We start from the raw sequence: 23,265 nt of genomic DNA, 5'->3' as shown, positions 1-23,265 counted from the left end.
TGTGAGGGTCTTATGCGAGCCCTTCAGAGGTAAAATCCGCTGCAGTTGGTGCCGTAACGCCCTGCGGCAGGCCGATGAGCAGGAAATGCTCCAGGGCACTCACATCGTTGCTGAGCCCCTGTTCTGTGCGGTAGGCCGCTGTATCGAAGAAACGCGACGCCGCCCGTCCCTCCTGGTCGCCGTACAGAATGAAATGATGGTAGGCGCTTTCAAAAGCCCCTGAAGTCACGGCATTGGCAACATCCTCGTTTTGCGTGAGATAATACGCACCATCAAACAGCGGATTTAGCGATCTGTTTTCTGCAGAGCCGTGGAGCTGGTAATGCTCTGACGCCGAGGCAAAAATACCTTCTGTTACCGCAGCGGCGACATCGGGATTGTCGGCCAGATAGAACTGTGCATCGAACACAAGATCGACAATGCGGCCTTCACCGTCGCCGTACAGAGCATAGTGCTCCGCACCGCTGGCGAAAATACCGGCAGCGACCGCCGCTGCGACGTCCGGATGTGCATTCAGATAAGCCGCTTCACTGAAACCGTATTGCCCGGCAACGGGTGCCTCGTCTTGCAGCAGCACCGTCACCCGGTCCTTACCGGTCGTGTTTTCACCGGTAAAGACCAGAAGTTCGACACCTATCAAAGTGTCGGTCCCGCCTGCATCGACAGCCGTCACCGTGCCGCGGGTTCCAGCCAGTGTGACGCCGTCGCGGGTTACGCCATAGAGCGCGGCATCCCGATTGGCACCGCCGTTCAAAAGGTCGTTGCCAGCACCGCCGAACAGAAGATCATCCCCGGCCTCACCGAAAATCTGATCATTCCCGGTGGTGCTGCCGACGGTGTCATCGCCTGCCCCGCCAAACAGCTGGTCGTCCCCCTCGCCCAGGACAATGATCTGAGCGCTGTCATCACCCATGACATAATTCTGGCCGGATCCGCCATTGATTGTGGCTTCACCAATGATCGTGGCGAACTCAATGTTCTCAAGTTGAATCACCGTGCCTGATGGCAAGGACCGGAGATCAATGACGAAGGCTTCGGACTGAGTTGACCCGTCTTCGGGCGATGTGCCTGTAATCACAATCGGTTCTGACAAACCGGATTGGGTTGTCGTTGGGGCGATTGTCCGCACGTCCAAGGTCGTCGTTTCCGCCAGAGTGTTCAAATATGCCTGAGCTCCGCCGATAAGCTCTGTTTCCGATGACGCGTTGCGTGCATCAACGGCAGCCACCAATGTGTTGACGGCCTGCGTGGGAGTTTGAGCCGTTTTCGGACCCGTTGAGGAGATGCTCGTATTGGCCGGCAAGGTTGCGGTGACAACATTTCCGTTGTTGTTCGTGTTTTGAACGATGGCGGCCGATCCCGATCCCCCCGATCCCGTCGTCACAGTTGTTGTGGTGGTCGGAGGTCCGCTGCCGTCGTCATTGTCTTCGGTCACGACCGTAACCGGTCCGGTCGAGCCGCCTCCTCCCCCGCCAGTCGAGGGATTGGCAACGCTCAGCGTGACGGTGGCAGCCGAGGAAGTTCCACCATCGCCGTCGGTAAGGGTAACGCTAAAGCCGTGCGATCCGGTTTCCGCACTCGAATAGGTAAGCGCCTGGATAAGGGCCTGTACGTTCGCTGGCGTCGCATTGGCATTCAGGGTAATCACGAGATTGTTCGCGCCCTGACCATCGGTGGTCACCGTGCCGATGCTGGTTGCGCCGACCGCGATGGTCTGGCCGGCCGCGATCGTGCCGTCGCCGCCCGATGTGGCGTTGGCATCGTTAAGAGCAAAGTTGCCTTCCAGCGCGCCGGTGCGGGTGATCGTTAGAATCCCGGTGTTGAAATCGGTCGAGTCGGCATCCGTCACCGTAACGTTGCCGCCTGTATCAAAGGCAATGACAGCACTTGGAGCCCCGGAGGGAGCGTCGCCATCAAGGTTGGTGAATACGGGGGCATCATTCGCTGCGGTGATGGTGACCGTGATCGAATCGTCGGCATCGGATCCGGCGCCGCCCGATCCTTGCGTCCCGCTATTGCCGTCATTGAACGTGTAGTTGATCTGGACATTCGCCGGCGGAGTGTCGTTGCTGTTCGAATATGTGATGTTTTGCAACACACTGTCGACCAGCGCCGAGGTTGCACTTGCGTTGAACGTGAGCACCAGAGTGCCACTCGAATTGGTCGTCACCGTACCAACAGTCGTGCCGTTGTAGGTCAGATTGCCGCCTTCGGTGAGTGGCGCCAGCAATCCGTTGTTTGCGAATGTGTCTTCCGCGTTTGCGCCGCCATTGCGCGCCAGTGTCAACGTGGCCCCATTGTAGTTGCCGTTGCCGCTGTTCAGAGCATCGAGTTCGGCATCGGCAACGGTGGCATTGGCATCCAGCACCACGGCAGCGCCGTCCTCGGTGAAAGCGGCCGCGTTGTCCACGCCTGCGAATACAGGGACATCGTTGACATTCGCCACCGAGACCGTGCTGGTGACGCTTGAGGATGTCAGGCCGTCGTTGTCGGTCACCGTCACGGTGATGGTTCGGGCAGTGAGATCCGGCGCGTCCGAGACGTTGTCGTAAAAGACGGTCTGCAGGAAGGTCTGCACTTCCGCGAGGCTCGCCGTTGCGCCGGTGATCGAAATGGTATCCTGGCGGGTGATGTCGGCAGCTCCCGCAATGCCCGTGAGCGCGTTCTGGGCCGCGGCGCTGACGGACAAACCTTCATCGGCCCCGTTCTGGTCGTTGGTCAGAGAGATGGTGATTGCGGAAATTGTCGCCCCGCCATCACTGTCGGTCAGCGCAACGTCTGTATCGGCGATCGCGACCGGGGTGCTCTCTGTGAAAGCGGCGGCATAGCCGCCGGAGCCTGTGCCCGCGCTGTCGTTGCCGTCCAGATCCAGCACTGGAGCATTGCCGAGCGTCATGGTGAAATTGGCGGTCGTGTCCGCGTCACCGCTGTTGGCAATGCCATCGGCATCGTTCAGCGTCAGCGTGAAGGTCTGGGCGCCGGATCCGGCGGCCGCACTCCACGACAGGTTCTGGATCAGGGTCTCAATGCGGGCGCTTGTTGCGTTCGCGCCGAAGTTAATGGTCAGGTCATTGCCGCCTTGACCATCATCCAACACATTGACCGTTCCGATATCGATCCCGCCGACCTGAACGGCCTCACCGGTTGAAACCGTTGCATCTCCGCCCGATGTGACCGCGGTACCGTCGACCGAGAAATCGCCGCTTGCCGCCCCGCCCGTTTGGGTGATGGTCAGGACCCCCCCATTGTAATCGGCCGCATCCGGGTTCGCGACCGTCGCGTTCCCATCCGTGTCGATAGTGGCGGTCGCGCCCGGCTGAAGGCCCGTATTGTCGCCGTTCAGGTTGCCGATCACGGGAGGATCGTTGACGGCCGTCAGCGACACGGTCGAGGTCAGGTTGGGTGTGGCCGAGTTGGTGCCGCCGCCACCGTCGGTGACCGAGGTGATGGTGACCACCCGGTTGCCCGCTGTCGTCGGGTCCTGCGATTCATTGCGGTAGGTCAGTCCGTCCACCAGCGTCTGCAATTGCGCTTCGGACAGGGTTGCCCCCGAGAAGGAGACCGTCGCCGTCGATCCGGTGACCGACACGCCGACCGTCAAGCCATTCGTTGCCGTGGGCGTGACCGTATTGTTGTTGGTCAGCGCCACGTCCGAGCCGTCGAAGGACAGGATCTCCGAGGCCCCGTCCGCCACATTGGTCACGGTGAGCGTTAGTGCGGTGAACGTCTGGCCTGTCTCGACCGTGTCGGCGGTGACGGTGTTATAAAGATCCTGGGCGCCACCGCCTTCGGTGAAGGTCGGGTTGCCCCCCGTCGCGGTCAGGGCCGGGGCATCGTTGACATCGGTGAGGGTCACCGTGATCGACCCGGTGCCGTTGGTGGTGCCATCGGAGAAGGACCAGTCGAGCTGCGGGTTGGAGGTCTGATCGTTGCTGGTGTTGGTGTAGGTGATGGCCTGCAGCACCTCGTTGACCAGCGCGGTTGTCGGGGTGGTGCCATTGTCGGCGAAGGTCAGCTGGATCTGGCCATTGCCCGTATTGGCAATGGTGGCAATGGCATTGCCCCCCGCCGTGATCGTGCCGCCGCCGTCCGGCCCGCCGGCGACGGTCAGATTGCCGCCAGTGGCAACGGCAAAGACGTCCGATACATCAGCCCCGCCATTGCGGGCAATGGTCAGGCGGGCACCCGAATAGTTGCCGTTGCCGCTGTTCAGCGCATCAAGTTCGGCATCTGCAATCGTGACATTGGCGTCCAGCACCACGGCTGACCCGCCTTCCGTGAAGGCCGGCGTGCCGTCGAGGCCCGTGAACACTGGCGCATCATTCACTGCATTGACCGTGACCGAAGCGGTGTCCGAGGCGGTGGAAAACGCTGTTGCATTGCCGGTCGTGGATGCATCGGCGGTCCCGCCTGCAGTTCCGGAGGATTTGTCCCATGCATGGAACGTGAGGGTGGCCGTGCCATTGTAACCCGCATCCGGAACGAACCGGACGAGTTGTGTGATGGCCCCACTCAAGCTGCCATCAAGGAGCCGCGCCATCGATGTAATGTCGACAGAAGATCCGGTTGTCCCGGAAAAAGCATTCCAGGTGCTGCCGTTGTCGGTCGAGTACTGCCAGACGCCGTTGGTGTTGTCGACGGTGGTGATGGCAATGGCCTCCACCGCGCCGCCGTCCGCATCCGTAATCGACCCGTCGACCACGAGCGCAGCCACGGAGGTACCGCCATTGTTGGCATTGTTCGCGCCATCGTCATCGCCGTCCGCGCCCGACCCGTCATCGTCGCCCGCATCTTCGTCGATGGCCGTCAGAACAGGCGACTGCGTGGCGTCCAGAACCGGCGCGTCGTTGACCGCCGAAATCGTGATGTTGACCGTATCCGCCGTGCCGTTCACGGTGCCATCATTCGGCGTGACCGTCAGAACAGCTGTGGTCGTATCGTTGGAGGCTGTGGTGTAGGTAATCTTGGACGTATCGTTGAGATACGTGTTGAGATTGGCAGCCGTGCCCTGAAGGGTCATGGATCCGGTGCCGGAATTGGCAACTGTGACACCGGCTGTGGTCCCGTTGCCATCTGTCGAGGCAACTGTGCCCCGGTCGACGGCCAGCGTCAGCGTGATCGTATCGCCATCTGCATCGGACACATTGTAGGCGGACAGGTCGATCGCCGTCGCATCATCTTCGCTCGCCGTATCGTCCGCAGGGGTCCCGCCCAGTTCAGGGGCGGCATTGGCCGGAACATTGTCGTCAATAACTATATCGTTAAGGGAAAGGTATCCGGTGCCAGAATTAAAGGTTATCCTGACTTCATCGACAGAATCGAAAGACGTATTCGAGGCGATATCAACTGAAACGCGATTGTTGTTTCCATTTGAATTGAAGCTACCTGTCGCAACCTGTACATTATCCCGGTAACCGATAATATTCATAGTCTCTGGGCTTCGCGGCGAAGTCCCCCAGTCATAAAAATCAAAAGACTCCAGTTGGAATTCCGAGCCATCTGCGCTCTTGATGGACATTCCCTTCCATTCGCCGCCGAAACCGAAGTCTGTTGTCACTCCGGTAAATCCATCGCTGGAGCCTAGATCGCCGTCGCTGTACCAGTTGAGGGAACTGATCTGAGTGCCGTTTGTATCGGAGATGTTGATAATCTGAATTTCGATACCGGTAATGTCGGTACTGCCACCCTCGCCATCGCTTGCTATATCGTCAGACCCAATACTACCGCCGCTATTGGAGCTAAAGGTCAGGGTTGTCGGGGCAAGGACCTCTTTGAAGCGCGCGCGTGCAGTGTCAGAAAACCCGATACCCGCCGTGAGCGCCCCAACATGGACGTCAAGATCCCAGTCGCCGCCGAGGTCTGCGGCACCCGTGAGTGTACGTGACGCGGCAATGTTGGCGCCTGTTGCCTCCGCAAGGTCCGCAACAAACGCTTCGCCTTTTTCCGTTTTGGCTATCTCACAGCCATAAAGAAGAATGTCTGCGGAGCTGCTCAGGGCCCGGTTGAGGATCATCAGCTCGGAGGCGTAGGTGCCCAGCGTCTCTTTGGAGAGGACCGTATTGCCCAGCACCATTGTGCCATCGCGGCCGTGGGAGACAATATGCAGCTCTTCGATATCCGCTTGTCCGGAAAGATGGCTGGCCAGCTGCTGAAGACCATCGCTGGACCCGTCAATCAGGATGATTTTTGCAGTCTTATTGATCCCGGAAACAAGGGTTTCAATTTGATCGACAAACGTGTCAAAGACATAGACAACATTGCTTTGGCGACCCGGGTTAGAAAAGATTTTTTGCATAATGGACCATTCCTAAAACAGCGGTCAGGGTTGTTGAAGAGAGTCGATATTTTCCAGTAGGTGATTGTTAAAAATAGCTAATTTTTCTCAGCATCCACAGGTAAGTTTAATAATGTCATGTGCCGTCAAATGCAATTTTAAATTGTATCTTGATTAATTACCCCGGCGGTCCGAGCCGAGGATTTACTTCTCACCGGTTCTGACAATGATAGGACTGAAAGGACGCTGGGACGCGAGGTCACGCACAGCGGGGGGGCTTTGCGGGCAAAGGCGCGACTTGTCGGCATAGGCGCCTGGGCAAAAGCGCCTGCGCAAAAGCGCCTGCGCAAGGCAGCCGGCCCAAATCTACCGGTGGAAAATTACCGGGCAAAGTTGCTGCTGGAACCCCACCGGTGCAAAAAAACCGGAGCCCGGTCACCGCACGAAAGGAGCAAGCCATGCCTCAGGAAACCCGCGATCTTGAGACCAAGGGGATGCTTGCCGATCCGGGCACCCATTTTGTCGGGCGCTTCGAGGTGGAGCGAAAATTTCGCGTAGCGGATCTCGAAGCCGTGCGGCAAGAGCTGGAGATGCGGAACGCAGTGGCTTTCACCCTTGGAAATGCCGAAGTCGATATCTTCCTCGACCTGGCTGACTGTCGGCTGGAGAGGAACAATCAGGTCCACACGCTCAGGCACATGCAACCGTCCGGGCGCGTACTCTGGATTTCCAAGGGTCCGAAAAAGGACGAATGTGTGGCGATGGACCTCCCGGACATCGGCAAGGCGCGATCGATGCTCAAGTCCCTCGGGTTTGAAGAAAAATGGAATATCAGCAAGAAACGCGACATCTACTTCCTTGGCGATTTTCACGTGACGCTGGATGTTGTCGACGGTCTCGGGTCTTTCGTTGAAGTCGCTGCCATGACGGACGATGAAAACCAGCTGCCCGGCTTGCGGCTAGGTATTCAAGACGTGGTCGACGACCTCGACCTCACCCATCAACAGGAAGAAACCGGGTCCTACCGGCAATTGCTGTTCGGATAGGCCGTCCCGGGCAATCCCACTCAGTCCCCTTTTCCTACGCTCCAATTTCCAGATACTGCAAGGAGACCACAGCAATCCCGGTCTCTGGCGCCACCGTCACCGGATCCCGATGAACCGGTTTATAACCGCACCGGACCTTTGCGCCCCATACCCTGGGATTTCTGCACCACCTCCGGCGCGCAAGACCGCCTGTGCCGCTTGAAAGGCGCCCCTTCCGCCGCCTCGCCAGGGGCACCGCTGCGCCCATGGTCTTGTCCAGTCCGCCGCCCCGCCGATTTTGAGATTTGGGGAACCAACCAGCCTCCTGGCCGTTGGGAATTAGAAGCTGGCTGGTGTGTTGGATGCGGACCACGCCGGACGGCAGACAGATGCGGCCCGGCAAGAAACCTGCCAAGTCCTTCCCGATGGGGCATTCGGCGAAGATGAGCTGCAATGTTTCAGGCGCCCCTCAAACCGAGATCGTGCAGCTTGAGGCCAAGGAATCCAGCCTCGCATAGGTGCCAAAAAGTGCTGGAGGGCGGGTGATCACCCGGCTTTGTGTGAAACGTGGATGCAGGTTGAAACCGGGCTACCCTGCGCCGTTTTGGATTGATCAGCAATAGGCCGCGGTTTTGGAACCGCAACACGCATCCTGTTCGTCAAACAAGCCAGGTATCGAAGACCTCATCGATGATCCGGTCGAAGGCTGCGGCCGACCGCGGTTTGGTGACCACCGCATTGGCCCCGAGAGCTGTCGCCCGCTCGTGGGTGTCGGGATCCGACGCCGTTGTAATCACGACGATGGGAAGGTGCCGCAATTCGGGCGTCTCTCTGACTTTCGACAACACACCGAGCCCATCAAGCCGGGGCATGTTCAGATCAAGCAGCATCAGGTCTGGTGCAGCATCGGTACCGACAAGCGATTTGGCTATTTCGATGCCGGCGATACCGTCATGCGCGACCTTGCGGGAGATTGGAAAAGGGTAGTTGCCCACCCTGGAATCAATCGCACTGCACATGAGGAAAACATCATCCTCGTCGTCATCGACAATCAGTACATTCATACGTTGCATGCAAGAAGCCCTTGTTGCTGCGATTATGCTCGTATTGAATCTCTAAATTTAACGTTACGTCAATTCTCAAAATTGTACCCTTGATCCAAACACGAGTGCGGAGCCGTCGATGCAACCAGATTTAGAACCATCGGAGCACTACCTCGAAACCGAGTTTTTTACGCGCATTCAGTCCGATCCCGAGATCATCAACTTCCTGGAAGAAGGCTCGCTTGACGGCCTCTGGTATTGGGATTTGGAGTATCCCGAACACGAATGGCTGAGCCCACGCTTCAAAACGCTCTTTGGGTACGAGCAGACAGAGATCCCGCACACCAGCGCTTGGTGGCAGGAAAACATCTTGCCCGAGGATTTGCAGAAGGCGTTACATGCGTTTCAGGCGCATGAGAGCAATCCAACAATCCCCTATGATGTGGAAGTGCGGTATCGCCACAAGGATGGGCATCTGATTTGGGTGCGGTGCCGGGGCAAAATCATCCGCGACAAGGCTGGCAAACCAATCCGAATGATTGGGGCGCACACCGATATTACGGCATTGAAGTCGCGGGAAACACAGCTTGATTATCTGAATTCGGTCCAGAAGACCCTCTTGGACACGGTCCAGCATGGCTTGTTGATGTTCGAAGCTATTCGCAACGGCGAAGGCAGGATCATCGATCTGGAGATGATCGAGGCCAATTCAGCGGCCTGCAAATTGGTAGACCGGTCAAGGGACAGCTTGATCGGGCGTTACTTGAGCGAGACGTTTCCCGGTAACTTTGAAGACGGTTTGTTTGACGCCTATCGCGACGCCTTGAACAACGGCGAACCGGTCAAGCTCACCCGGCATTATCAGCATGACGGTCTCGACAATTGGTACGACATTGTCGCGACCCCGCATTTTTCCGATCTGCTTGTCATCAGCTTCAACGACATCACCGCCTTCAAACTGGTGGAGCGGGAGCTGGAACAGGAAAAGAAGAAATTCGAAGAGCTCTATTTTAGAACCCCGGCAATCATGCACTCGATCAACGGCAAGGGCGAACTGGTCCAGGTGAGCGATGCTTGGTGTGACGCGTTTGGCTACAGCCGAAACGACACCTCCTGCATGCGGTCCACCGATGTGTTGACGGACGAGAGCATCGACTATGCCCGGGACGTAGTGCTGCCGGCCTTTTGGCGCGATGGCCACTGCGACCGGGTGCCCTACACGTTCAAGCGCCAGGACGGCTCGACATTCGAGGGTGAACTGTCTGCTGTCACCTTTGGCCATGCAGGCAACGCTCCGGAAGATCAGGTCAGTTTTGCTGTCATTGAGGAAGTCAGCGAACGCAACCAGTCGCGCCGCGAGCTGGAACAGACGATTGACACCCTCCGCGACGTCAAATCCCGTCTTGAAAAGTTCTCTCATGCGGCCTCCCATGACTTGAAGGAGCCGCTTCGAAAGATCGAAACGTTCCTGCCGATGCTGCTAAAGGCAAGAGACGAAGATGACGCGCAAACGGCCGCCTATGCCAATGAAGTCATAGAGCGTGCCCTCGGCCGCGCAAATGCGTTGATCACCGCCCTTCTCAATTTCTCAAAGTCTCAGGACCGCACCCTGGACACCACATCAGTCGACCTGTCGGACGCCCTGGATCAAGCTTGGCAATCTGTTTCATATGGCGGGGCAACGGAAGCACCGGTCTTCAGGAATGAGGCGGAAGCGATCAAGCTGACCTGCGATCCCATTTTGTTCGACATCCTCCTGGTCAATCTGTTCTCGAACGCGGCAAAGTACCGCTCAAAAGACAGACAAAGCCACATTAGAGCCTGGACCGGGACGGATGAGACCGGCCGCACCTGTCTGCACATAGAAGACAATGGAATTGGGTTGGACAAGGATGAGCTGCAGAAAATCTTCGACCCCTTCATCCGGCTTCACACACAAAAGGAATTCCCAGGATCCGGCATCGGCCTTGCAACATGTGCAACGGTTTGCAAGCGCCACGGCTGGTCGATCAGGGCAGACGGCAATCCGGGTCAGGGATCCTGTTTTTCAATAGTGTTCGATCCGGAGCCGTCCGCAACAACTTCACCCATCTCCCCAGGGGTCTCGCCATGATTAAGACGATTGTGATGGCTGAAGATGATGAGGACGATCGCCGGATCTTCCACAATCTGTTGGCACCCCATGATGATTTTGTTTTGAGCGTGTTTACCTGCCCGCTCTTGAGCACCTGCATGCGGGTGGTGTTCGAGAAACGGCCGGATCTTGTGATTCTGGACTTGAACCTGCCGGACAGTCGCGGGCTTGAAACGCTGCAACGGCTGGTCGGGAGATTTCCGGCCCAGAAGGTCCTGGTCGTGACCGGTGATCTCGACAAGGAGTACGAGAACCAGCTGATTGAGAATGGAGCCGTCGGGGCCTTCGAAAAAGCCTCTGTGACGGTCGGCGACTTCCGAAGCGCGATCGCGGGCGCCCTGGGAGGCACAACGGCAAAGCAATATTGGGAAAACCGAAGCGGAAGCGCCTGAAAGATGACGTCAGGGATCCGTGTCCTTGCCGAAGGACCGCGGGTTTTGTCACCAGCCCGCTTTAGTACTGAGCCGCTTGGCGCCAGAAGGCCTCAGGCCCTGCCCAGTGCGCATGAAAAATCGAATCCGGAACGGTTTTTTGGCGCAATCAAACCGTGTGCAAAGCAGGATCTTGACGGCCCTTGCCGCTCTTTTTTGCGGCCCCCTGTTACCATGCGCCCTGCCCCTGTCACTCAGGGGTCGAGTGCGGCGAGCGAATGAGCGCCTGTTCCCGGCTCTGTCCGCAACCGTCGAATTAAGGTCAGCCTCGAAGATAGGGGATCGCACCTTAGGTCTGTACGCGGCTTTCAAGCGAACATAGGCGTCACACGCCGCGACAGTCAGCTGCAATCTGCGTTTCAATGCGGTCGACAGCTGATTGAAATGCTTCGATCGCCACCGGCGCAGAAAAGTAATTCCCCTGAATGCGGCAGCATCCGATATCGGAAATCGTTTTGAGCGCGGCAAGATCCTCGATGCCTTCCGCAACCGTTTGCGCCCCGACCTCTTCCGCCAGTCTCTGGATCAGACGGATCACCGGTACTGATGCCGGCATCGTATCGATGAACGACTTGTCGATCTTGATGCAGGATATCGGAAACTTGGAGTTGTAGGCGAGATTGGATTAGCCGGTCCCAAAATCGTCAACCGCAATCTTGTACCCCAACGGCCGTCTCTGCGCTGTCAGGAGGGTTCGGACGGCCTGTCGCGGTGAAAGCAATCATGAGGGTAAGGTCACGGCGTGACGGTCAACCGCTCTCCGGACCGATTTCCTGCATCCGGGCCTGCAGCCAGAACAAATATTGCTCGGCAGTTTCTGCCTGCTCGGCACCATTGAACCCTCTGAAACTGTCCGCATCGAACTGGCCGCTTTCGACCAGGCTGTCGACGAAATTATACTGATCAAACGCTGCCTTGTAGTTCAACGTTGTGATGTTGCCCAGATTAAGGGTGTTGTTTTCCTGGCTCGGTGTCGTCATCGCCATGGACTGTTCACGTGTTTTGCCAACAGCGGGAGCAGCACTCGATCCTTTTTCGGGTGCAACGCCAACCGTACTGTGGTCAGGGGAGGATACGTGAGGCTGTGATTTGAAAACCTCCTTTGCAAGTGGACCTCCGGTTTGACTCCTTATTTCATTCAATCGCATGTGAAGTTTCGGAATATTCATGGTTTTTGCTTTCACTGGTAGTGAGCTCAAGAGCCGACAGAGCGATCCGCCAAAATTGTTCCGGCAAAAAACACGCCAAAAAATTGCGTAGATGAAACTCTTCTGGCTATCGACTTCAGATTTGCATTTACGCAATGGTGAGACGGCAAGATTCTAAAAGGGCTTCGACCTGTCGTTGATCAAAGCCCTTTGTTTGTTTTCGGCGTGAATAGCACGATCACCTCAAACGCGAGGCCGTGTCGTCATCCCGAAAAACGTCACCTGACCTCTGACCTAAAGCCACTGATCAAAATCAAGGTTCAATACACCTCCGGCCCTGTGGGATTGCCAGAACAAAAACCTCTGGCAAATTGACCAGCACACCGTTTGAGTATTCGGGCGGCGACCGCCGCCCCCGAGGCGGTTTCGCTGCTGCGCGGTCGAAGGAGCACAAGACACCGGTGTGAGGCCGGCCTGGCACCACTCTGGAAAGACCGGCGCTGATGGAGCCTTCTTGTTTGTCTGCTCGCATGGGACGGCACCTCCGATCTGGAAGCGGAGACCGATGGGCTGCCTGCGGGCGTGCCAACAGAGAAAAGGCGAGTTTGAACACTACCCATACGCTGGCCTGCTGCGCATATTCCTTCGGACCATTAGAACTTCACTGTCGAACCAGCCGGTATCCCTGCTTCAGCGTGTCCTGGATGTTTGTATCAGTTGCAATCGAAGCTTCTTGGCCCCGCGCTTTGATTTTTTTGGGCATGGATATACGCACCTGGCGGGCAGTGCTTCGGTTCAAAGCCAAAAGTTGGATCGGTTCATTGGGCCGAGAACAGACTATCATTTGCAGACTTTGATAAATCTCACATCAATAGCAGCTACATTGGTGTTTGGTTTTAAGCGTGAACGGGTGAACAGACTTCGCCTCAACGCAGATCTGTGTTCCGCCCCTAACCGCTTGATGAGACAGCCGTTCTTTTATTTTCATCACAAACGCTGCAGCTCATGAGGTTTGGTGACAGGCGCGGATAAGGTCGGCTGAGATTCTTGAAGACAGCTCTGACAGAAGAGCATCAATCCAACATCACCCCTCACGAACGAAATCGTAGAATTGTCAGGCCATATGGAAACGGAAAAAAGCCAAAACTCCTGTTTACTGTTTTTACAAGCAAAATGGCACTTAGCTTCACTCTAACGTTTTACCGGCGTGGTGGGGCTGGTGGGGCAGCGTCGATGAAGCGTCTGGCGGCTTGTGCTTGGCGTGGATCGGCTTCTAGGAGCGCGACATAGCCGTCTTCAGCGAGTTCTAGATCACCGCCCCAGACACCGGACTGGATCGAGAACCGAAGCGCTTGCGGGTCGTTGGGGGCAAGCTCCATGAGCTTGCGCGCATGTCCGGTCATTTCCGCAAACCGGCCGCCGAGCTGAAGTGATACCAGCAATGACATGCGGGAATTGATGGAGTTCGGAACCTGCTCCACAGCCTGCCCATGCATCCTGATTGCGTCGTCGAACTGACCTGCCTGGGCCAAGATGCGCCCCGCTTTGAGCAACTGACCATGGTTCGCAGCTTTACTACAAATCGATGTTAGATCGGTGGTTCCAGTCGTACCGGGCAGCCCTCCCCCAGACGTGTCGAGCAATGCCGCGCAGGCTTCATACCCGCTCCCAAGTTCTTCGGTCACTAGGTCCGCTTGCGGGTCGCTGCGCAGATCGAGAAGTTTGGCCACGTCATCCAAGGGGATCGCTTCAAACCGTCCATCACCACCACCAACGGCAATGCCAACCAGGCGGCCGGCTGTGTCGACAAGTCCCCCGCCGCTAACGCCCGGTTGCATTTGAGCCGTGACGTGGAGACGGCCAAACACGCCATCTCTTGCCGGAGGAGACAGCAATTCGCCTGGATCAAACACCCGGACTTGTTTACGCGCAATGTCTGCACCAATCGCGTAATAGGCACCATTGCCTTGAGGCGGATCTACTGGCGAAGCGTTCAGAGCCGGGATCACACTCCCGTCGGGCAATCCGTCCACCTGCAACAAGACAAGATCTCCCTGATAGGCTGATGGAAGCACTGTCGCCGTCTTTGGTCCAGAGGGTGTGTGCACCGTCGCGGTCTTCGAATTGCCGACTACATGCCGGTTGGTGACCAACAAATCGTCTGCGATGCGTGTCGCGCTTCCCACGGGATCAAAACTGGATACCGGAAAAACAATCTGACGCATTTGACAGACGTCTTCAGGATGCGGGCAGTCAGGATCTTTAGCCGTTTCCAGTTGAGAGGCGACCTGCGTTGTCTCTTCCGCAAAAGACAATGAAACGGTTTTTGTCTCGCCAGACCTTTGTAGCGTCAGGCTGACCTGATCTATTGTCTCCGGCAGAACTGCGATGGCAGATGCGGCATCTCGTGGGCTCAAGACGCGCCGCGCGCCAATGGATACAATTTGATCTCCAGCTTTTATCCCCGCTCTGTCTGCCGGGCTGCCGCTGTCAACGGACACAACTGCGGGCGCTGCGATTTCGGCGAGTTGCGACCGGCGCGCTCTATTGAGGCGCCAGCCGGCCTCCAGATAGGTGACGCTCCCATCTGCCATCAAAGCATCGGTCACCCGCAGAAGGAGCTGCGATGAAACCGCGAAATTGACGCCTATGTTGGCATCGGCATCGGAGGCAAAAATGGCAGAGACCATGCCGACCAACCGACCATCTTGGTCAACCAGCGCCCCGCCTGACGACCCTGGATTTGCGGCAGCATCCGTCTGGACAAAGTCTTCAACAGTGTTGAACCCGGCATTGCTGACATTCAAGGCCGAAACCACACCGCAGGTTACGGACATACCGAGACCAAAGGCATTTCCGATTGCGCACACAGGTTGAGCAATCGCTGTTGTTTCGGCGATCGAGATCGGCTCGACCGGTTCTTCGATCCTCAAAAGCGCGATATCGGTGGACGTATCTTGCGCCAGCAACCGCGCCGGCAGAACACGGCCATCTGAGAGCCGGACATCAATGCGTGTTGCGGGTTCGATCACGTGCCAAGCAGTTGCGATTATGCCTTCGCGGATAACCACTCCGCTGCCCTCCGGAGCCCGCCCCGGCCGGGCTCCCGAACCACCTTGTTGATGGCCAGGCCAAACAGGCAGAACGGAGACCACATGTTCAAGCGCAACAGCGGGAGAGGCCTTCGCTGGCGTCCCCGCAAGAAGGGCCGCTGCGATTGCTGCAAGGAGACACGAGATGAAACGGGCCACTTCCCCCTCCGATAAATTAGCCGTCTATGTCATCAGTTCGGACTGCATACGGACGCAAGCCCGATCGGGATTGGACAACGCTCCCGTAATTTTCAACCAATCGCAACAACCTGAATTATGCAGATCTCAACGCCACGTCTTTGAATTGTTTTTACAACGATTTTATTCACGTAATTCCGCAGCTAATTCGATTTCGCCTAGAGATCCTGCCCTATTCTCACTACTCTCGCTTTAGAAAAAGAATCATTGTCCTGGTGTGCGTGCTCATGACGTTTTTGTGCGAACAGGTTGTGTCGGAGATAGATCGTCACGACCTGAATTGCGACCCGCGTATTTTTCATGTCCTGCATCTCTTTCTGACAGAACCGGGCTCTCCGGTTGCACGGGAAGTTCAGCGTCTCATCGCGAGCGAAGAGGGATTGACGGCCAAAGCGTTGCTTTTCGTCTACGAAAACTTCGTGCAGCCAAATGTCAGCTCGGAAAAACAATTCGAGTCGATGAAACGCTCACAAGGACACCTTGATGCGATCCGGTCGTCCGCCGAAACATCCGCTGAGTTGTGCAAGGATGCGAAACGCAAAAGCACAAAAGACGATGTCATTAAGGCCTTGTCCGACAACATGGCCGAAATACTCTCCCGCACCGCGAAGTTAGAGCAGGAACTTGCGGCCAGCCAGAGCGAGATCTTCACGGATTCGCTCACCGGCATTTACAACCGACGCTACTTGGAAGCTGAATTTGCCGCAAGACAAGCACGCCCCAGTCCAAAATACTTCCTGGCGCTGCTGGACATCGATCACTTCAAGAACGTTAACGATACCTACGGGCACATTATCGGCGACCAAGTCCTGAAACTGGTAGCGACCGCAATCAAAAGCCTCATCCGCAGTCAGGATGTGCTTTGCCGTTATGGCGGTGAAGAATTCGCGATCCTCTTCGACAGTGCGGATGAAACAGAATGCGCGGATGTCGTTGAGCGGGTCCGCTTGGGCGTAACCAAACACAAGCTGGTCAACCGCAAGCAGGGTCAAACGATCGGATCCGTGACTCTGTCCGCAGGTCTGGCCCTTGTGGAGCCGGACGATGATTTCGACACGGCTCTGGAGCGTGTGGACCGGCTCCTTTACAAGGCCAAACAGGCCGGAAGAGACCGCCTCGTCATTCAAATGTAATGCGGCTATCAGAAGTCAGGCATGTTCAACACTGAGCTTCCGTTTGCCCGCAAAGACAGGCCTGCGGGAGTAATCTAGCGCAGATAGGCTCTGTGGCTTTCTGGCGAAAAGTGCCAGCTATCTAGCCAATCCTCGACAGGGTACACTTGCTGTGAACGCGCAATTGTAAAAACCCATTGAGGCGCCACTTGGCCGCAAGACCGCTCATAGCCGCAATCTTGGTCGCACTTTTTCCGATTTGGGCTCAGGCGCAGGACCCGCGGCCGATCATCCAGACGATGCAGCAGGAGCCTTACAGTTTCTACAACATAACCGGCGACATCGACGGCTATCACTTCATAATTGCGAACATGATTTTGGCCGAGGCCGGGTTTGACCACAAGGCTCAAGTTGTTCCGATCAAGCGGATGATCAATGACGTCGCTCACGGGGATGCGGACTGCACCATTGCGGCCAGTTCTCCCTTTGCGCAGAAGACTTTCACGATGGTCGAGGATATCGGCTACACGCTTGAAGTCGGCATCTTGCCAAAAAAGGGCATTGACCTGCGTTCCTATGAGGACCTCTCCGGTTTGCGGATTGGAGTACCTGCCGGGATGAGCATCGGAGATCCATTCGACAGCGATACGAGCTTGAACAAAATCGAAACACCAGATTACGAAAAAAGCTCGCTGATGCTGTCATTTGATCGGATCGACGCGATTATGGGAGCGATCGAAAGTGTCCGCTACAGTGCATTCGCAAAAGCTGGCATAATGGCGGAAATCTTTGGCCAGCCTCTGGTAACGCAACGGTACCCCTTCAAGCTGATGTGCACAAAATCCCTTCCGTCAGATGGATACGTCAAGCTCTTGAAGGAGGCCACACAGCGCTTGCGGGATCGCGGAGACATCAAACGGGCTATTGATGACTTTTTCTCAGTTTCAATGAGTTCCTTGAATTCCAATGAGATCTCTACGGTCAACCCAATCAAATAGCCCACTTTGCAATTAGGACTGTGTGCGGAAACACTCAGCCAGAAGACTGTAGATCAGAAATCCGTTTGAGGACCGGCCCGGTTTTACCCTCAAGAGCTCCGCCCTGCCCTGTCAGGCTTGCTCCAATGAAAGGATCTGCCGTTTCCGACAGTTCAAGATACCTGTTGGCGAACAATCGGCGCGCCGCAAGTCCATCCCAATCATCCGGCAAAACGGATGGCGGAAGCCGAGGGTCCTTCAGCCGGATGGCTCTGAATTCATGGACCATGGCGAGCCTTATGGTGACGGCCTCCAAACCCGACAAACCAATGCAGTCCAGTGCCTCAAATTTCGTGAAAAATGATTGGTACCTGCAGGCCAATTGCTCCAGGTCGAATACTTTATTGAGCATCTCGGCGACTTCTTTAGTGCTTCGTTGATCAGGAAACGCCTTAAAACAGGCGCCTGATGGAACCCTGCTTGGTCGATCTGCTCCAACAAACACTGTTTCTGAAACGGCTCCAAAACCTTGATCGACGAGACATTGGTGATCCGTTCGGTCCGGTTGGACGATGAACAACAAACCGCAGTCGGTGTCCGGCGGACCGAAAATCTGTTCCGAAGCTGACTGGAACTCTATTCCCGCGGCATCGGTGAGCCGGTAGTAGCTGCGCCGTCCATTGCGCTCGCCTTCAAGCTGCCCCCTTGCGACCAGGCGGGATACGGCCGTCCGCACCAACGACTCATTGACGCCAAATTGTACGCACAGCGTGATCAGATCACCCATCCACAATGTGCCACCGCGCGGTTCCACGATGTCACCATAGATGGTGACGATCAAAGGCCCGGCTTTGGGCGGATAGGATGTTAGGAGTTTCGGGAGAAAAGTTGGCGCTTGTGAAGTCATTGATTGGTCGTTTGTCTGAGAGGCGCCACCATAGACCTGACAGCGCAGCATTCCAAGCAATCAGCCTGAACCAGCGAAAGTCATCGCTTGCACGCCAAATCCATGAACGTTATACCGTTACATGTTACAAAGTAACATGAGATCAATTTCCCTGTTCCTCTGGATGACCGAATAAACCGCCATGCAAAACGCCCGAAAACTTCGCCTTGCTCTTGCTGCCTCGACCGTGCTTGCCGGGTCTGCCTTGTCGGCTCCTGCGTTTGCGGATGGACCAAATGTCGTGACCACGATCAAGCCGGTTCATTCTATCGCAGCCGCTGTTATGGAAGGTGTAGGCACACCGCACATCCTGATTGACGGTGCAGCCTCTCCCCACGGGTTTGCTCTGAAACCTTCCCAGGCCTTTCTCCTTGAAGGGGCCGATGTCGTGTTCTGGGTTGGTCCTGAATTAACTTCTTCGCTGGAAAAGCCCATCTCATCGATGGCGGACAAAGCTGCCCGCGTCGAACTTCTTGATGTTGAGGGTATTGAACAGCTGAAATGGCGTGAGGGTGACCAATTCGACAGCCATGATCATGGCGACCACGACGATCATGGTCATGACGATCACGCGGATCACGGGCACGACGACCACGCACACGATGATCATGACCACGATCATGACAAGACGGCTGAAAAGCATGATCACGGCCACGATGATCATGACCATGACAAAGATCACGCACACGATCATGACAAGCATGAACATGAAGAAGAGCATGCTGCGCACGATGATCATGGGCATGACCATGATCACGACAAAGAACATGCACATGATCATGACGAACACGCGCATGAAGAAGAGCATGCCAAACATGATGATCACGGGCATGACCATGGGCACGATCATGCCGGCGGCAACGACCCGCATATCTGGCTGAACCCGGAAAACGGCATTGCGATTGCCAATGCGATGGCCACCACATTGTCAGAAGTTGATCCAGCCAACACCGATACCTACAAGGCAAACGCCAAGGCTTTTGCTGAGAAGGTTTCTGGCCTGGAAGCAGAGATTTCCGCCAAGCTGGAACCGGTGAAAGGTCAGAAATTCATCGTGTTCCATGACGCCTATCATCACTTTGAACACCACTACGGCATCGAAGCTAGCGGTGCGATCACAGTGACGCCAGAGGCTTTGGCAAGCGCAGAACAAGTCGCGGAAATTCAATCCCGTGTTCGTGACCAGAACGTTGTCTGCGTTTTCCAGGAACCGCAATTCGATTCCAAGCTGGTCAATGTCGTGATCGAGGGCAGCGATGCGAAAGTCGGCGTTTTGGATCCGCTTGGCACTGAGCTTGCGAACGGCCCGGACCTTTACCCGGCTCTGCTGACAAGCCTGGCAGACTCTCTGGCGGATTGCCTCAAGTCTTGATTGACAATTCTGGGCCCGCTTTTGCCCACCAGGCGGGCTCAGCCAGCTGGATCGACAAATGAGGCCGGCAGCCGTTCGGCTATGAAGACCGGGCGCTTTTTCTTGCCCGATTAGAGCCCGGGTGGCACAGCTGAAACGACGACCTCAGCCAACTGCACTCGTCCAGCAAAAAGCCCGCCGATACACTCGGCGGGCTTTTCATTTATTACGGGAACCAGTCTCAAGAAGCGCGGGCCTTGGCACGAACCTCTTCGGTTTTCTCCAGCGCCTTGAGCAGGTAACGGTCGCGGTCATAAACGTCCGTGTAGAACCCGATCGAGCCGTCAGCTTCCGGCCATGCCGTGAAGTAAGACACGTAGACCGGGATATCACCGGTCACCTTTTCCTGGGCGTTCTGACCCGCAGCAATCCGGGAAGACACATAATCCGTCGATTTTCCAAGAACTGCCGCTGCCATGCCTTTTGGATCATGCAAACGGATGCAGCCGTGGCTGAATGCGCGCGTATCTTTGTTGAACAAGCTCTTTGACGGCGTGTCATGCATGTAAATGTGATGCCTGTTCGGGAACAGGATTTTCACCTCGCCAAGCGCGTTGGAGCGACCCGGATACTGGCGCACATTGATCGACTTCTGTTTGTTGGCGACCGCATACCAGTCGACTGACGCTGAGGACACTTTGCGGCCACCCGGCGTCGTCACTTCATAGCCCGCCTGATCCAGATAGGACGGATTGGCAGCAAGCTTCGGAATCATCTCATTGACGATGATCGAATATGGCACGCCCCAGTACGGGTTGTATTCAACGATCTCGATTTTGTCGTAGAAGAAGTTGGTCTGGTTGGACTTCTTGCCGACGACAACGCGCATCGACATCGGGTCAGTGCCCGGCTCATAGTATGTTGCGGTGAATGCCGGCTGGTTGATGAACACTTTGCGCGTTCCAAGCTCTTCCGGCAGCCAGCGGCTCCGCTCCATCGCAAGTTCGACCTTGGCGATCTTGGCCGCATTGGTCTCACCGACCATGGCCTTGATCGTGTTCTTGCCGACAATCCCATCTGCCGTGAGCTTCGAATCCTTCTGAAAGCTCTTTACAAGAGCTACAAGCTCAGGCGTGTAGAGATCGGAGCCGTCATAGGCTGCAAGCGTCGCTGCATGGTCCGTTTTCAGCGTCTCCGAGCCATGTTTGGAGATTGCAGCAACGATATTCTTCATTTCCGGGCTGGATTTGCCCGACTTGAGGAACGTCCCAGGCGCGATCACGATCTGGTCGGCTTCTTCATCTTCGGCCTTGAGACGAGCCAGCTCAGCGGTCAATTTCTTGAAGTGATCACTTTGCGGCTGATGGGCTTCAAGCGCGGTCGCCACATTGCCAGATGCCGTGAACTCTTCCAGCGCACCGACAAGATCAACATCATGCCGTGGCAGATCGTGATATTGCGAAATCCGGTTCGGATCGACCCGGCCGCGGGTCGCGTCAAGCACATAGGTTAGCGCGGCTGCACTCAGCTCCATTTCAAACTGCATGACCGCCGCATCAAGGTCATCCCCGTCCAGCGAGGCGGTTGCCGGCAGAGCCACGACATAATCTGCCGGGTTGAGGCCATAAGCGGCAGCGTTTCTCAAAGCACGGCGCATTTGAGCAGCCTTGGCCGTCGGCTTGCCATCTTTGACCCAAAGAAAATCAGGGTACTCCCGGTAAAACGCGATTAGCGCATCGCCGACTTCCGGCAACACCGTCAGCTTGATGTCTTTGAGGGCCGGGCGGGCTTCATCAAAATGAGTCAAAACAACAGGTGTGGACGTACTGATGTCAGCATCATTGATGGACGCTGCGTTGCCGTCGGCCGTGGACGGCGTGACTTCCGCGGTTTTCTTTTCCGACAAAGGCGCAAGCGAGACGGCTTTAAAGGTGTCCGGCTTGTAGGTCAGGTACCGCGGAGCAGACACACGAACCTTGGTCGCTTTCTTGCGGCGCTGCTCCTGAAGCTCCCGCTCACGCTGGCGTTGCTGGGCTTCAGGATTGAATAGGCGCTGGAAAAAGCCTTGGGCTTCGGCATCAGCAACCGGCAGCGCGGTGAAACCCGTTGCCAGAACGCTTGCCATCAAGCCTGCCTTCAGGCCGGCGCCAATTTTTTGTCCAAAAGACAGTTTGTAGCCGGAGGCCGGTTTGCCGTGTGCCATCATGCTCGTTCGCATTGTCAAAACCTGTATTTCAAATTGTCCAACACAAACCAGGAGCGCCCAAGACCCTGGTCATTGTTCCTGCCTCATGGTCATCCGGCCGCTGCTCTTGGAAATATGAGCAGTCCTTGATTACCCGCACGGTCTACCAGCCGCCCCTTTTGGGAAACCGGCGTGGATCGCTATTTCGTGTCATTTTAGAGGAGAATACTACACCAAGCCCATACGTAAGGTTAAGTGCGTAGGTACGGTGTAGGTTTCCAAATCACGTCAGTGTGACGTATTTGCATGTCTCCGCCTGGCGTGCCGGCATCCCGACACACGCCAAACGCGAAATTTCATGAATTAAAACGGAATTTCATCATCCATTGGGCCGGAGCCACCGCCGGACGGTCCACCGAATCCGCCGCCCGAAGATCCACCGCCGTAACCGCCGCCGCCGCCGAAGCTGCCGCCACCGCCACCGGAAGACCCGCCGCCAAATCCGCCGCCGCCCTGGTCATTGCCGTAATCCGGCAATCCGCCGGGCTGACCGCCGCCTTCGCCGCGTCCGTCAAGCATCGTCAAATTGGAGTTGAACCCTTGCAGCACGACTTCGGTCGAATACCGGTCCTGCCCGGATTGGTCCTGCCACTTACGCGTTTGCAGCTGGCCTTCGAGGTAGACCTTGGAGCCTTTGCGGAGATAGTTTTCCGCCACCTTGCATAGGCCTTCATTGAAGATGACCACACGGTGCCATTCGGTTTTTTCGCGGCGCTCGCCGGAATTGCGGTCCCGCCAAGATTCGGACGTTGCAATCCGCAGATTGGCAATCGGCCGGCCATCCTGTGTGCGCCGGATTTCCGGATCCGCTCCAAGGTTCCCAACCAAAATGACTTTGTTGACACTTCCCGCCATACTCAGCTCCTGTTTGTCTTTTTGCTTCCGGCCCAGCTTTTTTGGCAGCAGCACGGCCTGACGCCCTGAAGAGGCGCAGCTTTATTGGGCAACACCCTAACGATCTCCTCGCTTGATCGCCGCCACTTTTTCCGCATGCCCCCCATTTTCCACAATGTTGAGCACTTATCGGTTCCCGTATGCACCGCATCAGCACGCTTGGCAAAGCTTCGATAGACCCGGGGCAACCCAGCCCCGCCAGATCTCATTTCGTAAACTGGTCTGCCTTCGGCATATATGTACTTGTTTTGTTCTTATCAGTTTCGTATCCTAAGCGCAATTTCCGCAGGCCCCTTTTTGGTCTCCTGGTGACCCTGAAGAGCATTTTCCGCAAATGCCCATCTGGAAGCCCAACTGGAAACTGCTATATCGGGTCCGAGTGGCCCGCCCTGCCC

At 56.4% G+C, this 23,265-nt stretch carries 14 protein-coding genes and 1 pseudogene; 7 read left to right on the top strand and 8 right to left on the bottom strand.

Features of this window, described 5'->3' with window-relative positions:
• Positions 1–10: 10 nt before the first annotated feature.
• Entirely contained in the window at positions 11–6,295 is a 6,285-nt protein-coding gene (locus RBB44_RS09535) for a DUF4347 domain-containing protein (protein ID WP_306147136.1), read from the bottom strand.
• A 437-nt stretch (positions 6,296–6,732) separates the two neighbouring features.
• Here RBB44_RS09535 and cyaB point away from each other — a divergent pair, with 437 nt between their 5' ends.
• Both cyaB and RBB44_RS09525 read left to right on the top strand, forming a co-directional pair.
• The gene (cyaB, locus tag RBB44_RS09530; RefSeq protein WP_306147135.1) at positions 6,733–7,320 is read left to right on the top strand and encodes a class IV adenylate cyclase; all 588 of its coding nucleotides are present in this window, start codon (positions 6,733–6,735) and stop codon (positions 7,318–7,320) included.
• 341 nt (positions 7,321–7,661) lie between these two features.
• Positions 7,662–7,817, top strand: a complete 156-nt coding sequence (locus RBB44_RS09525; RefSeq protein WP_306147134.1) for a hypothetical protein — start codon at positions 7,662–7,664, stop codon at positions 7,815–7,817.
• Positions 7,818–7,958: 141 nt separating this feature from the next.
• On the opposite strand, the gene RBB44_RS09520 is transcribed toward RBB44_RS09525, so the two are convergent.
• Positions 7,959–8,372, bottom strand: coding sequence for a response regulator (locus tag RBB44_RS09520; RefSeq protein WP_306147133.1), 414 nt, complete (start codon positions 8,370–8,372; stop codon positions 7,959–7,961).
• A 109-nt stretch (positions 8,373–8,481) separates the two neighbouring features.
• Between RBB44_RS09520 and RBB44_RS09515 the strand changes: the two genes are divergently transcribed.
• Together RBB44_RS09515 and RBB44_RS09510 are read left to right on the top strand one after the other, a co-directional pair.
• The gene (locus RBB44_RS09515; protein WP_306147132.1) at positions 8,482–10,455 is read left to right on the top strand and encodes a PAS domain S-box protein; all 1,974 of its coding nucleotides are present in this window, start codon (positions 8,482–8,484) and stop codon (positions 10,453–10,455) included.
• Positions 10,452–10,868, top strand: coding sequence for a response regulator (locus tag RBB44_RS09510; RefSeq protein ID WP_306147131.1), 417 nt, complete (start codon positions 10,452–10,454; stop codon positions 10,866–10,868). The genes RBB44_RS09515 and RBB44_RS09510 overlap by 4 nt, the downstream gene beginning before the upstream one ends.
• A gap of 364 nt (positions 10,869–11,232) precedes the next feature.
• Here the strand turns inward: RBB44_RS09510 and RBB44_RS09505 are convergent.
• The 3 genes and pseudogenes from RBB44_RS09505 to RBB44_RS09495 form a co-directional block, all read right to left on the bottom strand.
• A pseudogene (locus tag RBB44_RS09505) lies at positions 11,233–11,520 on the bottom strand (EAL domain-containing protein); the annotation flags it as partial.
• Positions 11,521–11,656: 136 nt separating this feature from the next.
• Complete coding sequence (locus RBB44_RS09500; RefSeq protein WP_209173808.1) at positions 11,657–11,893, bottom strand: hypothetical protein; 237 nt, start codon at positions 11,891–11,893, stop codon at positions 11,657–11,659.
• Positions 11,894–13,254: 1,361 nt separating this feature from the next.
• Positions 13,255–15,306 carry a trypsin-like peptidase domain-containing protein gene (locus RBB44_RS09495; RefSeq protein ID WP_306147130.1) on the bottom strand — a complete coding sequence of 684 codons (2,052 nt, stop codon included), beginning with the start codon at positions 15,304–15,306 and terminating at the stop codon, positions 13,255–13,257.
• 266 nt (positions 15,307–15,572) lie between these two features.
• Between RBB44_RS09495 and RBB44_RS09490 the strand changes: the two genes are divergently transcribed.
• Together RBB44_RS09490 and RBB44_RS09485 are read left to right on the top strand one after the other, a co-directional pair.
• On the top strand, positions 15,573–16,478 hold the full coding sequence (locus tag RBB44_RS09490) for a GGDEF domain-containing protein (protein WP_306147129.1): 906 nt from the start codon (positions 15,573–15,575) through the stop codon (positions 16,476–16,478).
• 188 nt (positions 16,479–16,666) lie between these two features.
• A complete protein-coding gene (locus tag RBB44_RS09485; RefSeq protein ID WP_306147128.1) occupies positions 16,667–17,455 on the top strand; it encodes an ABC transporter substrate-binding protein in 789 nt (262 codons plus the stop codon).
• Between the two features lie 34 nt (positions 17,456–17,489).
• On the opposite strand, the gene RBB44_RS09480 is transcribed toward RBB44_RS09485, so the two are convergent.
• A complete protein-coding gene (locus tag RBB44_RS09480; RefSeq protein ID WP_306147126.1) occupies positions 17,490–18,341 on the bottom strand; it encodes a PaaX family transcriptional regulator C-terminal domain-containing protein in 852 nt (283 codons plus the stop codon).
• A 181-nt stretch (positions 18,342–18,522) separates the two neighbouring features.
• Here RBB44_RS09480 and RBB44_RS09475 point away from each other — a divergent pair, with 181 nt between their 5' ends.
• Positions 18,523–19,752 carry a zinc ABC transporter substrate-binding protein gene (locus RBB44_RS09475; RefSeq protein WP_306147125.1) on the top strand — a complete coding sequence of 410 codons (1,230 nt, stop codon included), beginning with the start codon at positions 18,523–18,525 and terminating at the stop codon, positions 19,750–19,752.
• Positions 19,753–19,972: 220 nt separating this feature from the next.
• Here the strand turns inward: RBB44_RS09475 and RBB44_RS09470 are convergent, their stop codons facing one another.
• Both RBB44_RS09470 and RBB44_RS09465 read right to left on the bottom strand, forming a co-directional pair.
• Positions 19,973–21,949: a murein L,D-transpeptidase gene (locus tag RBB44_RS09470; RefSeq protein ID WP_306147124.1), complete on the bottom strand. Its 1,977-nt coding sequence runs from the start codon at positions 21,947–21,949 to the stop codon at positions 19,973–19,975.
• A 330-nt stretch (positions 21,950–22,279) separates the two neighbouring features.
• Complete coding sequence (locus RBB44_RS09465; protein WP_133949830.1) at positions 22,280–22,831, bottom strand: single-stranded DNA-binding protein; 552 nt, start codon at positions 22,829–22,831, stop codon at positions 22,280–22,282.
• Positions 22,832–23,265: the final 434 nt, after the last annotated feature.

The sequence above is a fragment of the Roseibium sp. MMSF_3247 genome (assembly GCF_030733765.1).
In the GTDB taxonomy this organism is placed as follows: domain Bacteria; phylum Pseudomonadota; class Alphaproteobacteria; order Rhizobiales; family Stappiaceae; genus Roseibium.
The sequence above is the reverse complement of the archived record's forward strand: the minus strand, read 5'-3'. Positions and strand labels throughout refer to the sequence as shown.

Coding starts and splice junctions, on each gene's coding strand:
- RBB44_RS09535 (WP_306147136.1), bottom strand. CDS start 6,295: ATGCAAAAAATCTTTTCTAACCCGGGTCGCCAAAGCAATGTTGTCTAT.
- cyaB (WP_306147135.1), top strand. CDS start 6,733: ATGCCTCAGGAAACCCGCGATCTTGAGACCAAGGGGATGCTTGCCGAT.
- RBB44_RS09525 (WP_306147134.1), top strand. CDS start 7,662: ATGCGGACCACGCCGGACGGCAGACAGATGCGGCCCGGCAAGAAACCT.
- RBB44_RS09520 (WP_306147133.1), bottom strand. CDS start 8,372: ATGCAACGTATGAATGTACTGATTGTCGATGACGACGAGGATGATGTT.
- RBB44_RS09515 (WP_306147132.1), top strand. CDS start 8,482: ATGCAACCAGATTTAGAACCATCGGAGCACTACCTCGAAACCGAGTTT.
- RBB44_RS09510 (WP_306147131.1), top strand. CDS start 10,452: ATGATTAAGACGATTGTGATGGCTGAAGATGATGAGGACGATCGCCGG.
- RBB44_RS09500 (WP_209173808.1), bottom strand. CDS start 11,893: ATGGCGATGACGACACCGAGCCAGGAAAACAACACCCTTAATCTGGGC.
- RBB44_RS09490 (WP_306147129.1), top strand. CDS start 15,573: ATGACGTTTTTGTGCGAACAGGTTGTGTCGGAGATAGATCGTCACGAC.
- RBB44_RS09480 (WP_306147126.1), bottom strand. CDS start 18,341: ATGACTTCACAAGCGCCAACTTTTCTCCCGAAACTCCTAACATCCTAT.
- RBB44_RS09475 (WP_306147125.1), top strand. CDS start 18,523: ATGCAAAACGCCCGAAAACTTCGCCTTGCTCTTGCTGCCTCGACCGTG.
- RBB44_RS09470 (WP_306147124.1), bottom strand. CDS start 21,949: ATGCGAACGAGCATGATGGCACACGGCAAACCGGCCTCCGGCTACAAA.
- RBB44_RS09465 (WP_133949830.1), bottom strand. CDS start 22,831: ATGGCGGGAAGTGTCAACAAAGTCATTTTGGTTGGGAACCTTGGAGCG.